This window comes from Capilliphycus salinus ALCB114379, from assembly GCF_047276495.1.
Lineage (GTDB): Bacteria > Cyanobacteriota > Cyanobacteriia > Cyanobacteriales > Microcoleaceae > Capilliphycus > Capilliphycus salinus.
The window spans coordinates 7,085,010-7,100,033 of sequence record NZ_CP178543.1; the positions used below are offsets into that span (position 1 = coordinate 7,085,010).

The window sequence follows — 15,024 nt, forward strand, 5'->3', positions numbered from 1 at the left end:
GAATTACTTCCCGCTAAAGTATTCTAAAATGGCTGTTGTAATCTCTAAACTTTTCAGATCCAGCCATAAATCTGCACCGATAAAGTAGGCGCCGGCTTCTGGGCGATTATAATGAACAACTAACAACTCAACACCTGCAAGTTTAGCAAGTTTTTTCGCTTGATGTCCTAAAATTGGATCGACTTCACCAATATAGCGATCGCCAATTACCGTTACACTAACTCGCTCGGAGGGAATTTTTACAGGTTCAGGTTCGGCTTTTAAACTAATCAATTGGTGGTGAGTTTCTACAGACATTCCCGCTTGAGAAGCTGCATAAATCCACTGTTGAGGTCGCCAATTCGTACCCATTAAACAAATTGGTGTTGGTCGGTTCAATATTGGACAGGAAAGATGAGTTAACCAAGACCCTAAAAAAGCGGTCATTTCCGCCGCCACATAGGGGCGATCTTTCTCAACAATACTCAGAAGTTCTTGTTCAAATACACAAGGTAAACGAGTTAAAACCCCGGTTATTTTTTCAACCGAAATCACTTCATCTTTGATGACTGCGGTTGAGTCTTCAAGGCTTCCGAGATAGTGACGCCACCCAATTTTTGATAAGTCTTTTGGAGTGAGTAGCGCCACATCCCCATCGGTCCAATTTTCCACCCAAAAGCGAGCAGCCTCATCGTAAGAACTTGCTAATACGATCAGCACTACTCGCCTCCTTTTTAGCCTTCGTTTAACGCTTGTTCGCCGACCGCCGGACGTTCCTCAGAGGAGATAAAAGCTTCCCCATTTTGTTCGAGGCGCTGTTGAATATTGTCAATGGTTTGAGCCATTAAACCGAGCGCCTGTTGAATGTCGGGATTCGGAATCATAATATTATCGGGATTGGGTTTGTTAATGTCTGGAATTTCCCGAACTTTGATGTCATCGGGAATTTCTTTAAATTCCTTAAATTCTTTGATTTCTTTGATTTCAGGTTTGATTTCTTTTAGATCTTTCGGAGGGCTAACTAGCTGAAACAAGCTGCTTCCGGTTGCTGTCGGAAGGCTATAAACCAATTGATCGAACTCCGATAAATTCATTATACCTTTGTTGACAAAGGTACCCCGATGTTCGGGAGTGAGCAATACATTAATAGGTCGCAAACCTCGTTGTTCTAAAAAGATTTCGACATAGCCACGAATTTCTAATTGATCGCTGTTGGGGTTGAGTCGGGTAATGTCGGGTTGTAAAATGACTAAAGCGGTATCGTGAGCGGGAAGTGACAAATTATAGTTAAATTTGCGCGGATCGCTAGTGGGAACTAAATCACCAAAAATATTATTACCGACGACATCTCGAATGGTAATTGTATCCGCTACATTCAGGTTAGGTGTTGTCGCAGAAAATTGCAGTCTCAACCGCAAAGGAGTATCATTCGGGTTCGCAATGGTTAGAAAATAACCTTGTAAAACTGTACGGGCTGATCCGGGAACATTTCCCTCAACAGGCGTGATGGGTTTTAACAACAACTCAAAGGTTGAAACGAGCATATAATTCCTTAAAACTTTGTGTTGGATGAGCTAAACTAAGATATTTTTATCTGCCAATTAAAATTGAACAGTGATAATATCTTGTTCTTGGTTCCCACTTTAACGAGTTTGCAGAAAGAATGAAAAGTCGCTTTTTTAGGTTTCACCAATTTGTGTTACTTCATTTGAGCTACATTAAACTTTCCGGAACATTATCCTCAATAAAGTGAAGGATTTACAAATGTCATCCTCAACTAAGTTAAGTATCTCTTGTTTTTTATTAAACCCGTCTCAAACTAAGAAAATACAACAATTCGGGGCGCAAACAAGAGCGCCCCTACAAAGTCTACTCATTTTGTCCCAATACCACACCCCAAAAATGGGTTTTAAACGTCAATTCATCCACCTGAACTTGCATGGTTTTCGCCCAAGTGTAAACCTCAAATTGTACGGATTTAGAGTTGAGCGAAATCTTCCCTAAAATTGATACCCAATGACTCGGATAAGGAATCCGGGGCGGTTGATTTCTGAGTAATCCTCCGTCGTTAATCAAAGCCAAAGCAACACCACCTTGATTTAAGACATCAGAAACCTCTTTCATCGCTTGCAAATCACCAAACAAGTAAGTATTTTTATATTGAACTTTCTGATAACCTAAAATTTCTTGAACCCATCCCGCTATTTCCCAGGATTTTGTCATTCCGCCAATATTGCGAACAATATCCGATGAATTCGGATGAATCGGAACAATTAAATTTGCAGACTCTCTTAAGGTAGATAAAATCATCCAATCCACCTGAGGCATTCTATAATTACCCTCGGCATTTCGCAGGTTTTCCGACGCAGAAATCCACCGCTGAGTCTGACTATGAAATCCGCCGATTTGAAACAGATTTCGACAGATTCTTACATAAGATAAAGGATTGTGGCGAATCAGTTCAAAAATAATCGTCGCGGGGCCACAAAAGGGTTGACTTCCTTGATTTAATGTGAGAGGATTATTAATACGCGATCGCAATTGTGCAATCAGTTGATTTTTATCCAGCCCAGGCCAAACACCCGGAACTTTCGACTGTTCAAAGGCGGTAATTTCTGCTAAAGCTTGGCCAACTTGTTCGGACTTGGGTAGTTGTGAAACGATCATGGAAAAAGCCAATAAAATCTATTTACTGGCTACTGTGGCATAAAATTAGTTCTTTTCTCTGATGTTAGGGGACAGAAAATCAACTGGTAGAGTCTCCAAATAAGTTCTTGCGGATCAAGGGAGTTATTCAAACCGCAGTGAAAGTATTATTTGTAAAGTGCATATTTCCTCTTTACCGGATTGATTTATTTAAGCTAAAACCGGCTTACCCGTAGAAACCGCCTGTTCAATAATATCGGCCGCCCGTTGAACGCCTCCCGCCCGTTTAATTGCCTCTTGTAGCCTCAAAGCATTTTGTTTGTAGGAATCTTCTTTGAACACCTTCTCAACCGCCACCCGCAGTTTAGAAACATTTAACTTTTTCAACGGGACGGCTTCCCCCGCTCCCGTCCAAGCGATTCTTGCGGCGACTCCCGGCTGATCATTTGCAACCGGAATGGCAACCATTGGAACCCCATTATTTAACGATTCCAAAGTCGTATTTAGACCGGCGTGAGTAATAGTTAAACTGGCTTTTTGCAGCAGTTCTAACTGGGGTGCATACTCAACAACGAGGGGATTTCCGGGCAACTTTGGCAGAGACTCTGGCGACGCCGAACCCCCCAAAGAAATCACCAGTTGAGCCTCTAATCCTTCACAAGCGGAAGCAATAGTTTGAAAAACCTCAACCAGGCGATTTTGCAACGTTCCCATCGACGCATAAATCAGCGGTTTATCAGTTAATTTTTCCCAAGGAAAAGCAATCGGTTCTCGGCGACTCGAATAGTGATAGGGACCTGTAAAATGAAAGCACTCGGGCAATTCTTCTCGGGGAAATTCTAATTCGGCCGGCTGTTGGCTAATTTGAGCCAGTTGAGAATAACGTTGATTGGGATTAGATTGGGCGGGTAATTTCCACTCCTGGCGATAGTCATTAATTACTTTTGTGACCGGTTTTGTGACCCGTTTCAACACCTGATAACCCAATCGATTTCGCAGGCGACCCAACAGATTTGGATTGTAGTTCCAGTTTGTAGAAAAAGGGGGAACACTCTCTTCTCGGTTGAGAACTACCGCACTGCAAATCGTAACAAAAGGAATGCCTAAATAATCCGCAACGGCGCCTCCTTCCGGCGAAACTTGATCGACCAGCAAAGCCTCTACACCCGCTTCTTTCATTAACTTGGGAGCATCGCGCAACAACACCTCTGCATTCTTTCTGACGAGGTTGACGGTATAACTCAAGGCTTCGCGACCGCTGAGTTTCCCCAACTCGCCAAACGACTTGGCTACCGATCCTCGGGGAAATTCCGATTCTCCAATTGCTCTGAATTCCAATCCCGCCGCTATTACTTTGGCTTCTATATCCAACTTCCCAAATAAGGTAACACGATGACCCCGACGTTGAAGTTCTTGACCCAAGGGAAACATCGTATTCAGATGACCTGTGGAATTCGGACAAACTATACCAAAATGAGTCATAGTAAATGCTCCTACTTACTCAAGATTCAAAACCTGATCCAAAACAAACGCCCCACCCGAAATTAACAGCTTGCAGCCTTTTTAACTAATCAGAAAATGCCGGAGAACACAGACGGATATAGATCTCGCGTTCTTCGTCCGCAAAGGCCCTTCGACCGTGCAGAATTCGGGTATTATCTACCATTAATATATCGCCTTTTTGCCACTTAATTTCTGCCGTTATTTTGTCGGCAATTTCGTTAAGCTCGGATAGGATATCGGCATCAATCTTTGTCCCATCATCGAAGCAGACGACATCCGGACTAATAGCCATCGCCGGCAGTAAACTACTAATAAATACCTTAAATTCACCCGTTCGACTGGGATAGATAGCCGGACAAATATAAGAGAGATTAATTGACTCATCAACGTTTACTTCCACTTCAGTATCGTTGCTCTTACAGATCTCTTTCACCTCATTTAAGTCATCAGTTTTGTAGCGCTTTTTCCAGCCCTCCTTATTTAAGTAACCCCGATATTTTAGCCGTTTTCGGCCGAACAAATCTTTGAGGGAATCACTAAGCTCATCAAAAAAACGCTTCCCATCGCAGAGAATAGTTTCCCTATCTTGTAACGGGGGTTCGGCACAGAAAAACCACAGCATCAAAGGAATGTTTTTCTGATAATACATTTCCCCGTGCAATTTAATTTCATTTTTGAAATCGTTGACAGTCAAAACCGTTGAATCGCCGTTAATAACCTGACGGTTGAACACCCCTCCGGTATAGTCGATGAAATCGGTACTCAACCCGTTGCTAAATTGGGTAAACGTCTCCACATCGGCTTCAAACCCCCGAAATAACAGCGCTCCCTGATGCCGATACCAATTAATAATTGATTCTTTATCCAAATCGAAAATACTGCCGTTGTTGGCATTAATAATGATTGAGCCAACATTTTCGGGCAGGGGTTCTGTACGAAGTTCTGTAATAGTTTTCATCTTGAGATTTCCCCGAGTTTTTGACTAGAAAACAGGCTCAAATTACCCTTCAGAAAAGATTGATATCCCGTTTTAAAATATCCGGGTTTTCTTGCGTTTTGTGCAGAATTTCTAGTAACAGAAACCTCAGTCCAGTAAATCCGGTTCCTGGCGGACAATCATATCATATAAAGGCTGAAAAATAAACCACCCGGCCAGGTGAGAGCCGATCTGACCGTAGGTTAAACGGGCCGTTTCCGGATCGACCAGCCTCGGTTTTCCCGCCGCTTCCGCCAAAAGCTGGGCGTGACAGGAACGATCCATCGTGACAAACCACCACGCCGCCTCATCCACCGAATGACCGACGGTTAGCAAACCGTGATTCCGCAGGATAACCGCCTTTTTTTCCCCGAGAGTGGCCGCAATGCGATCGCCTTCTTCGGTGGTCAGAACCACGCCTGTGTAGTCGTCAAATAAAGCGTGATCTTCGTAAAACGCACAAGCATCTTGAGTTAGGGGGTCAAGCAGGCGTCCGAGAGTTGACCAAGCTTTGCCATAAAGCGAGTGAGCGTGGGCGGCGGCCTTGACGTCGGGGCGGGCCTGGTGAATGCGGGAATGGATGGCAAAAGCGGCCCCATTCACGGGTCTGTTGCCTTGGACCACTTCGCCTTTGCTGTTGACCAGCAACAGGTCTGAGACTCGAATGTGACCGAAATACATCCCAAAGGGGTTAACCCAAAAACAATCGGGAAATTCCGGGTCGCGAACGGTAATGTGTCCGGCGACGCCTTCATCAAACCCGTACCGAGCGAATAGGCGAAATGCCGCCGCCAAACGCTGTTTGTAGTGAAGACGTTCTTCTTCTACGCTCTCAAATTTGGGCGGTGTCTGTAAGTTTAGGTTTGCCATGAAATTAATTCGATGAAAAACTCGGGTTTGAATTGCTTGATTTGTATATTTATCGATATTGCCGGGGATCTCAGCCCGATTCAACAAACAATTATCGCAGACTCCAACGCAGTCTAATCGCCCTCGATTATTGATTGTTTATGTATTTTTATTGTACCGTTAACTTGGTATTTACAGACAAAATTTACATCAAATAGACCGTACAACAAATTATAAAATTCGTCAACTATTCTGACAAGAAATAAAACGATTCAAAAATAAAGAAATATTTTCCGCCGCCGTCCCCGAACCCATCCCGTAACAGGCCCGTTTTCGCCAAACAATCACCGGGAGATGTCCGGGGGGCGCTTTGGGGTTGAATATGAGTTCATCGTAATATCTCCAATTTTCCCCTTCTCGCCATCCCACCGCATCGCAAAAGGCCGGATAATCCCCCGCCAAACCGTCGAAAATTTGCTGTTGAACGCCCAAACCAAACAAACCATTGCTATAATAATTCCAGAGATAATCTATCGTTTTTAAGTCCGCACCGGGAAAATTTTCAATATCTTCTATTCTCAGCCATCCTTCGGCTTCTCGTCCGGCCAAATACAGCAAAATTTGCCAAGTATATTGATCGGAAGTTTTCCAATCTCCCGCCGCCAACAACTCGCTGAGGGGTTGATAATCCATCCCAACTTCAGACATCAAAGGCGTTTCTTCTACGCCACCTTCCAGCCAATTTTCTAGGCGAGAAATAGTATTAGAAACACGTTCGGGGTCGAGCAATTCCAGATAATGTAAAACCCATTCCAGTTGATTGTTGAGGTTGGTTCGTTCTACGGTTGCTTGTTGAAGTTGGGCTTCTATTGTTTCCAATCGTCGGGATAAATCGCTGAAAGAATTTAAAGAATTTAAAGAAGAATTTTGACCCGGAAAACGCATTCTTTCAAGCTCTTGTTTGAGAACATTTAACTCTTGCCATTTTTCTCGCGCCCATTGAAGCCTAACCGATTCCAGATCGACTTCGATTTCCTCCGATAATCCCGATTGTAAATTCCAGTGACAAACCGAACAAAACTCAGGAACAGACTCCAAATATTCCTGTTGACAGACCGGGCATTTAAACATAATCAAGCCATCAGAGCGGTAAAAAATCCGGCGTTCTCTGGGGTAAAACTTCCCAAAATTCTAGAAAAATTTTACGAGACATCACGATTATTTGGAATCTTTTTTTCCCCCTGGAAAACGGAATCCAAACCACAATAAAATTACCACAAATAAAGCCAAAGCATTTTCTCCACCCATCGTATCGCTACCCGAATATCGACTAGAACCAGTAACATCCGAGTAACCGTCCCTCGAAGCAATTAAATCCTCTCTGATGTTTGCGTCCCAGTCTCCGGCTGTTTCTTTTGAGTAAGAATGCTTTAAACTTTCCTCTGAATGATAATTATCGCTCCAATGACGGGAGTGATAACGATGTTTCCGCAAATAACCACAATAGGGTCTGTGTTTGGAATAAATTTCGTCATATAATGATCCCGGCTGAGAAGATTTGCAGTCATTAGTCACTTCGCAGGAAGGTTTCGGATGAGGTTGACGGTTGATCTGACAGTCGCCAACACAACCATCGGCTTTCGCGGGGTTGGGGAAAACACCGATCGCGATGGCGGCGATCGAAACAGCCACCGCCCAAACTTTACGTTGATTTTTGATCATCCTCACAGTCCTCAAATTTTGACGATTATAGTAACAGATTAACACCCAATTTTAAAGAAAAAAACGATTAATATTTGTTTTGGGCAAGTCCATCAGGGAACCTCTTGACAAACCCCTTTTTCTTGGGGCTTAAAGAAAGAAGTATTGACCCTCAACACAGAAACATCATCCGATCGCATCCACCCCGTATCGCCCGGTTGTAAAGGTAAAATCAATGGCGAGTCTTCTTCTAAATTTTCTTGTAGTTGAATTTGAGAATCTCCGACTTGATCTTCCCCGATTTCTTCCGTGAGATCCGGGGTGTCTAATCGCTCAAAAAACTCGGGATTTTCTGAAACCAAATCCTCATCCTTCGGAGCCTTTTTCAACACTAAACTCCCCTCGGAATTTGGCAAATAACAGACTTTCAACTCCAACCAAGTCCCCGCTTGAGGAGTGGATTGTTTTTCGATCACCTGCACGACCGTTCCTTCGGGAACTTCCCCCTTAATCCAAGGTTTACCAAATTCTTTTAATAACGCAATAGAAGCGGGCGAAACTTCACCTTCAACAGCGTTATTTTCCCCCAATTGAATCAGAGATTTTAAACTGATTGTGGGATTGGGAGTTACCGGCAATTCAGGAACAGTTGTCGGGGTGGGTGTGTCGGTCTGCGAAGCAGTGGGGAAGTTGCCCTGATTGGGTTCTTCTGGATTAAAAACACCCGAAAACAGATAAACTAAGACACCCGCCAAACCCAATAAAAAGGCAATCCCCAGAGATAACAGCCAAATTTGAGGAAGTTTCGTTGAAGGGGGGGTTTCAACAATATCGGTATTAAACGGTTCGGAATCATCCGCCTGAGAAAAATCAGAATCCCCCTCCGAATCGCCGTTGAAATTCGGAATAACAGGCGAAACTTTAATCTCCGGTAGAGAGTGAATTCCCGACTTACTAGAGACCCGAAAATGCAGGAGCGAAATCGTTACATTATCGTGACCATTGAGAGTATTTGCAATTTCAATTAATCGATTTTTGGCAGAGATCAGATCCGTTTCCCCGTCGAGAATTGGCAAAATTTCGCTTTTCCAATAAGACTCGATGCGATCTTTATCGCTCAAACCATCCGAACACAACAGAAAGATACAATCTTCATCAATCGGGAAACGCTGCACCGTCGGATAAAGGGTCGTCGAAGACGTAATTCCCAAAGCCTGAATCAAAGCGCCCGAAGAAGGGGGTCCAATCGCATCTCGATAAAACGCATAACCCAGACGAACCTCCCGAGAAGCAACATCATCATCGAGAGTCACCTGATGACAACCGCTGCGAGTAATCCAATAGGCGCGACTATCTCCGACATGGGTAATATAAACTTCATGTTCGCGAGTCAGGGCCATCACCACCGTTGTTCCCATGCGTTCGCGTCCCTGACGACGTTCGCTATCGTTGCGCTGACAGATGACATCATTAGCAAGATTTGTCGCCCGTTTTAACTGATTCATCAGCGAAGCCGAATCCCAATTCGCCGGATGAGACCCCATATTTTCCAGTTGTTGGCGTAAAACCCCAATCGCCAATTGTGAGGCGACTTCCCCCCCTTCTTGTCCGCCAATTCCATCGCAAACAATACTCAAAGCCTGAGAATTCCCCGGCACTTGAATCAAGGTATCGCGATCGGGATAGCAAGCATCTTCATTTTGAGAACGACTCGGCCCGGTATCGGTTCCCGTAATCATTTCAATCCGACGGGTCAGCGATCGCCCGCCGAGGGCCATTGCTTGATCCAATTGATAGATCAATTGTTCCGGCTTGCGGATTTCTTTGGCGATCATTTGGTCCGTTAGCTGAACCAGAAATGAACGAATTTTGGGGTTAGCCTCCTGAATCCACTGTTGCCAAAGCTGGCCCAATTGAGCCAGAGTTGACTTTTTCCAGTCAAGCTGCAACCGGGCCAATCGCACCAACGGCCCTTGGATGCGTAACAATTGGGGATTCAACAAACTAGACGCCACCTGTTGATGTTGGAAGGGTTTCCACAGTTGAGCAATTTGCCATAACCAGTTCAACTGGCGTAAAGCCGATGTACCCGCCCACAAGTCCAATAAATCGGGCATTAAAGCTTCCCGGCCCGGGTCAATTGGCCCCTGTTCAAAAAGCCAAATCGTCCTCCCCAGTGGATTTTGATCGGGTCGGATCGATCCATAAACCAGGGGAACATGGAGTCGATAAGGAAATAGCCGCAGATAGGGAGCAATTTCATCGCAAATGTCTTCCGGAATTTCAGGAAACTGTTCCGGTCGAGTATCGATGACAATGGAATTTTGTCTCAATAAATAGCGATCCGCTATTAGCGTTCCCGCAGGTAAAGTATCAATCCCTTCACCTACCGCCAACAAATAGTGTTTTGGCATATGATTTTGCATAGAGGTTCCTCACGCCTCTGTTGCCGCTCAATTTTTAAGTTGAGAATTGAGATGGTTTTCTTGAGTGCTGATTGACTTCAGGTCAGGTTGGGCTGAGATCCTCCCTACCGATCCGGCACGAAGTTTCCTTTCCATGCTACAGGATAAACGATCGAGATTTCCGCTTTCAGCTATCTTGATCTATCATTGGGCTTACCCCCAAATTTAGATCCGCAAGTCAGCAGATATAAACATTTAGAAGCGAAGGGTTTCCGAAAATCAGTTGATCGGCAAGAGTCGATCTGAATCATTGTAGCGTTTCCTGTTGAGTTGGCATCCGTGAGCAACGACCGCCTCACTCGGGACAAACCCAACTCCCTCGGGTCAATCTTGAAATCAATTTCCTCACACAATCACCTACAATCACGCACTCGCTTTTTCCTCTATTCCCACTTGCACTTTTGATTTATCTGTTTTTTGTGAGTTTTCCGTTGGCTTCGATCGGGTTTAAATCATCGATCGCTCAATTGCCAACCTCAAACCCCAGCACCAAGCCAGCCAAGCAGCCCCATAGCCAAAAGGGGGAGACCCAGAGCGTTTTTGATCGGGCTGCTCGTTGTCAAAAGCCAATCAATCCCTCAACTTATTCTGCGGCAACGCGAGGCAATCCCATACTGTAATTGAGAACTCGACTGTTGAGATTGTAGCTAATCTCTCCTGATTGTAAAAGGCTTCGCAGAAAGTGTTCAAGATCCGAGCCAATGCGACGCAGGTTATACTCGGTCAAGTCTTCTCCGTTGGCGGCTTCGACCAATTCATCGAATTTCTGATAAACCTTTTTCAGCGCCGCCTCAGTCCAGTTAAACTCGTTATCCGGATCGACATCTATCGTTAAAAGCTGGTCGTTTTCAACCAGTTCATCGTTTTGAATTTCAGCGGTGTAAATCTGAATATGTCGAGTTGTTGATTTGAGCAACATAGCGTCTGCAATTCATTAATGGTGATCTTTGCACTTTAATTGTAAACGAGGTTATTGTCAGCTACTTAGATTATCCCGATCCAATGACTAACTTTTGGGAAACCGTCCTTAATTTTGCCCAAACCACGACAACTGAAGTCGGACAACAGTTAATGATCAATTGGGGTTCAGTCCAAGCCTCGGAAAAGTCCGATGGAAGCTTAGTTACCCAGTCCGATCATTGGGCTGACCAAGAAATTCGCACCCGCATCGGTCGCACCTTTGGCGATCACGGTATCCTTTCCGAAGAAGGAGACCATCTTTTCCCCGAGACCGACTGGTGTTGGATTATCGATCCGGTCGATGGTACGACCAACTACACTCGGGGGTTGCCCATTTGGGGGATTCTCATGGGGTTGCTGTACCGAGGAAGCCCGGTGTTTGGATACGTTTATCTCCCCCCCCTCAATCAATCTTTTCATGGCTTCTGGCTGCAAAATTCGGGTTTAACCGGTCCGAACGGTGCCTTTAGCAACCAGCACCCGATTCGCGCCAGTTTAGACGATCCGAGTTCCCATCATTTTTTTAACGTTTGCTCTCGCAGTACCCCGATTATTCCCGATATTCCCTGCAAAATTCGACTTTTGGGAATGGCGGCCTATAACTTCCTGATGGTGGCTTCGGGTGTTGCCATTGGCGGAGTAGAAGCCACACCCAAAGTTTGGGATCTCGCTGCGGTTTGGCCGATTATTCAGGCCGCAGGTGCCGTCTGGACCCCATTAAACCCCGACCCGATTTTTCCCCTCGAACCGGGCAAAAACTACGGCGATCGCTCAATTCCGATGCTGGTCGTCAGTCAAAAAAAGTGGGTTTCCCTGTTTCAACCCTTAGTGCAGCCCCTCGCTTCTAAGCGTTAATCTCCGGGGGACGAAAAGACCTGGGTCTGGCGGCTTCCAATTGGGCGGCTAATGCGATCAGTGTGGTTTCGCCGGCCGGTTTGCCGACCAATTGCACCCCGACGGGTAATCCTTCTGGGGTTAAACCGGTGGGGATGGCGATCGCGGGTTGACCGGTGGCATTAAACGGCGGACAGGGTGCAATCCACTTAATAATCTGTTCGAGAGTTTCTTCACCCGAGAGATTTTCATATTCTCCCACGCGAATCGCCGAGTGCATATAAGTCGGAGTCAGCAAGACATCAAACTGATCGAAAAAGCCGACAATCCGACGGGCCACCACTTGTAATTGACTGACCGCCTGCAAATAATCTCCGGCCGATCCGCTTTGTTCTAATAACCATTGGTTCATGGGAGTGAGCAAATCTTTGGGAATACCGGATGCGCCCACTCCCGCTCGCCAAACGACTTTAAACGGTTCGATCAAATCGGTAAAATCAGGTATTCCCCGTTCGACATGATGCCCCATGTCTTCTAACAGTTGCACGGTTTCCTTCACCGCGTCTTGGCAGGCTTCCGATGCTTCACCGACGGGAGAAATTTTGGTGGAAAAAGCAATTCGCAAAGATCCGATGGGTTGTTGAGTCGCCTGGAAAAATGAGATTTCCGGATCGCTCAACCAATAGGGATCTCCGGTCACATAACCGGACATGACATCCAGCAAAGCCGCCGCATCTGCCACTGTCCGCGCGATCGCCCCGTTGGTGGAAATGCCATTTTGATAGTCGCCGACCGGCGCATTAGACACCCGACCCCGAGAGGGTTTGAGTCCGACCAACCCACAACAAAAAGCAGGCCCCCGCACAGAACCCCCGCCATCGGAACCGTGAGCGATCGCGCAGAGTCCGGCCGCCACAGAAGCCGCAGCGCCCCCGGAAGACCCTCCCGGAGTATATTCTAAATTCCAAGGATTGCGAGCGGGCGGAAAGCCTTCCGGTTCGGTATAGGGCAAGGAACCCACTTCTGAGGTTGCGGTTTTGCCGATAATAATAAATCCGGCTTGACGAATGCGGGTGACAACGGCATCATCGTAAGTAGCTTCTTGGTTCATTAACACGCGAGAACCATAAGTACAGCGAACTCCGGCGACCGGATTGAGATCTTTGACCGAGATCGGAACTCCAAAAAAGGGCGGTAATTCTCCCCGATCTGCGGTTGCCAGTTGTTCGGTTTGGCTTTGAGCGATCGCCAGGGCGCTGTCGGCCATGACGGTAAAATAGCAGCCGAGTTGAGGATTTAATAATTCAATCCGTTTGAGATAAGCTTCAACTAATTCCACCGGTGAGAGTTGTTGGTCGCGGATGAGTTGAGCTTGCTCCAATGCTGAACTAAAGACGAGATCATCTAAATTCATGTTAGATCTAGAACAGTTTACGGGTCCAACCTGATTGTCCTCAATCTTGAGGATTTTTCCTCAAAAAGTTTATTTTCTTCTCTGATTTGGGAATACTTGAGTATAGGGAAGGTCTTGTCGGTCAAATCGGTAATTTTAGAGTTTGACAAATGGACAAATTACCCCGGTACGATAGACTTACACCCTGAGCTTTTACATCTATTCAAACAAGACCAATACTTTCTTGAGTCTCTTTGCGATCTCAAAGAATTCAAGGCTAGACTGAAATTAAATTTCTACCTCGGTTCATCCTCTCATCACTAAAGTAAGGTCGTGTAATTATGACACAAGCATCCCGTCCTCCCGTTCCCCCGCCGCCCAAAGTTCCCCCCCGTCCGCCCGCACCGCCAAAAGTTGGCCGTCCTCCCGGGGTTTCCGGTGAAGTCGCCGTTCCCACCGCCTCCCCAACCGTCCCCCAAACCGCACCTGTTGTTCCTCAAATGGCTCAACCGATCGCTTCGGGTGCGGCCGGTTCTCCGCGAGGTGCAGGCCCGACAGAGGGACATCCCACCCTCAGAGAAATTGTTATACGGGCCAACGAAGAGGGCATTTCTGATATTCACTTGGGGGTCAATGAAGAACCTCGCTTCCGCAAACGGGGCGATATCACCGCCGCCGGCTATCCCGTCACCGACTTGAACACGTTTATGAGTTGGTTGCGCGAATGTATGAGCGATGATGAAATCGAATATTTTCAACAAAATTTGGACTTTGACGGGGCTTTTGACTTTGGGTTTGTCCGGGTGCGGATCAGCGCTTTTGATACGTTAAGAGGCCCTTCGATGGTGTTGCGGTTGATTGCTGCTAAAATTCTGACGATGGAGCAGCTTAATCTGCCGGAAGTCTTTAAGAAAATTTGTCACTATCATAAAGGACTAATGTTAATCACAGGCCCGACGGGTTCCGGTAAATCTACCACCCTGGCGGCGATGATTGACTACATGAACAAGAGTTTTCCTTATCATATTATTACCATTGAAGACCCGGTAGAATTTGTTCACGAAAGTAGAAAAGCTTTGATTAAACACCGGGAAGTCGGACGTCATACTTTGAAGTTTTTTAACGCCTTAAAAGGGGCTTTGCGTCAAGACCCGGATATGATGCTGGTCGGGGAAATTCGGGATAAAGAAACCATGCAAATCGCCCTAAAAGCCGCATCAACGGGTCACTTGGTCGCCGGAACGTTACACACCAATAGCGCCATTAAAACTTTAACTCGGATTTTGGATATGTTCTCGGCCGAAGAACAGCAGTCAATTAAAGTCTCGATTTCTGAAACTTTGGTGGCGATTATTGCTCAGTTATTGTGCAAAACGACCGATGGCAAGCGAGCCGCCTTTCACGATATCTTGATTAATACCGATGTTATTAAAGAATACATCGTCAAGGATCAGTACGAAGAAATTAACCAAATCATGCTCAAAGATACTTACGAAGGCATGACCACGATGAACAAATCTCTTTACACACTTTATCAAGAAGGTCGAATTACCGAAGAAACCTGTCTGGAAATGTCGCCCTATCCAAACGAGATGGGTCAAATGCTCCGAGGTCGCGTTTAACCTTAAGTCTTAGAAAAGTCTGAAGTTTTAACCTCTCGATCTCAACTTTGAGGTACAGTGTGAATTGTGAGGGATTCTACTCGCTAAATGGGGCGA

13 protein-coding genes are annotated in these 15,024 nt (G+C 45.8%); 2 read left to right on the plus strand and 11 right to left on the minus strand.

Features of this window, described 5'->3' with window-relative positions; all coding sequences use genetic code 11:
• Positions 1-3 precede the first annotated feature (3 nt).
• From ACL6C3_RS28775 to ACL6C3_RS28820, 10 genes are all read right to left on the minus strand, one after another.
• A complete protein-coding gene (locus ACL6C3_RS28775; protein ID WP_413163381.1) occupies positions 4-699 on the minus strand; it encodes a hypothetical protein in 696 nt (231 codons plus the stop codon).
• A gap of 14 nt (positions 700-713) precedes the next feature.
• A complete protein-coding gene (locus ACL6C3_RS28780) occupies positions 714-1,523 on the minus strand; it encodes a hypothetical protein (protein ID WP_413163383.1) in 810 nt (269 codons plus the stop codon).
• Between the two features lie 325 nt (positions 1,524-1,848).
• The gene (locus tag ACL6C3_RS28785) at positions 1,849-2,646 is read right to left on the minus strand and encodes a hypothetical protein (protein WP_413163385.1); all 798 of its coding nucleotides are present in this window, start codon (positions 2,644-2,646) and stop codon (positions 1,849-1,851) included.
• A gap of 189 nt (positions 2,647-2,835) precedes the next feature.
• Positions 2,836-4,107 carry a glycosyltransferase gene (locus tag ACL6C3_RS28790; RefSeq protein ID WP_413163387.1) on the minus strand — a complete coding sequence of 424 codons (1,272 nt, stop codon included), beginning with the start codon at positions 4,105-4,107 and terminating at the stop codon, positions 2,836-2,838.
• Positions 4,108-4,192: 85 nt separating this feature from the next.
• A complete protein-coding gene (locus ACL6C3_RS28795) occupies positions 4,193-5,086 on the minus strand; it encodes a TauD/TfdA family dioxygenase (protein ID WP_413163389.1) in 894 nt (297 codons plus the stop codon).
• 126 nt (positions 5,087-5,212) lie between these two features.
• On the minus strand, positions 5,213-5,974 hold the full coding sequence (locus tag ACL6C3_RS28800) for a class II aldolase/adducin family protein (RefSeq protein WP_413163390.1): 762 nt from the start codon (positions 5,972-5,974) through the stop codon (positions 5,213-5,215).
• Positions 5,975-6,196: 222 nt separating this feature from the next.
• The gene (locus tag ACL6C3_RS28805) at positions 6,197-7,084 is read right to left on the minus strand and encodes a GUN4 domain-containing protein (protein ID WP_413163391.1); all 888 of its coding nucleotides are present in this window, start codon (positions 7,082-7,084) and stop codon (positions 6,197-6,199) included.
• A gap of 87 nt (positions 7,085-7,171) precedes the next feature.
• Positions 7,172-7,675 carry a hypothetical protein gene (locus ACL6C3_RS28810; protein WP_413163392.1) on the minus strand — a complete coding sequence of 168 codons (504 nt, stop codon included), beginning with the start codon at positions 7,673-7,675 and terminating at the stop codon, positions 7,172-7,174.
• Between the two features lie 92 nt (positions 7,676-7,767).
• Positions 7,768-10,068: a PP2C family protein-serine/threonine phosphatase gene (locus ACL6C3_RS28815; RefSeq protein WP_413163393.1), complete on the minus strand. Its 2,301-nt coding sequence runs from the start codon at positions 10,066-10,068 to the stop codon at positions 7,768-7,770.
• Positions 10,069-10,702: 634 nt separating this feature from the next.
• On the minus strand, positions 10,703-11,038 hold the full coding sequence (locus ACL6C3_RS28820) for an NAD(P)H-quinone oxidoreductase subunit M (RefSeq protein WP_413163394.1): 336 nt from the start codon (positions 11,036-11,038) through the stop codon (positions 10,703-10,705).
• An 83-nt stretch (positions 11,039-11,121) separates the two neighbouring features.
• Between ACL6C3_RS28820 and ACL6C3_RS28825 the strand changes: the two genes are divergently transcribed.
• Positions 11,122-11,934, plus strand: coding sequence for an inositol monophosphatase family protein (locus ACL6C3_RS28825; protein ID WP_413163396.1), 813 nt, complete (start codon positions 11,122-11,124; stop codon positions 11,932-11,934).
• Here ACL6C3_RS28825 and ACL6C3_RS28830 read toward each other — a convergent pair.
• On the minus strand, positions 11,924-13,327 hold the full coding sequence (locus tag ACL6C3_RS28830; RefSeq protein WP_413163397.1) for an amidase: 1,404 nt from the start codon (positions 13,325-13,327) through the stop codon (positions 11,924-11,926). The two genes, ACL6C3_RS28825 and ACL6C3_RS28830, sit on opposite strands and share 11 nt — an antisense overlap.
• A 320-nt stretch (positions 13,328-13,647) precedes the next feature.
• Here ACL6C3_RS28830 and ACL6C3_RS28835 point away from each other — a divergent pair, with 320 nt between their 5' ends.
• The gene (locus tag ACL6C3_RS28835) at positions 13,648-14,928 is read left to right on the plus strand and encodes a type IV pilus twitching motility protein PilT (protein ID WP_413163398.1); all 1,281 of its coding nucleotides are present in this window, start codon (positions 13,648-13,650) and stop codon (positions 14,926-14,928) included.
• Positions 14,929-15,024: the final 96 nt, after the last annotated feature.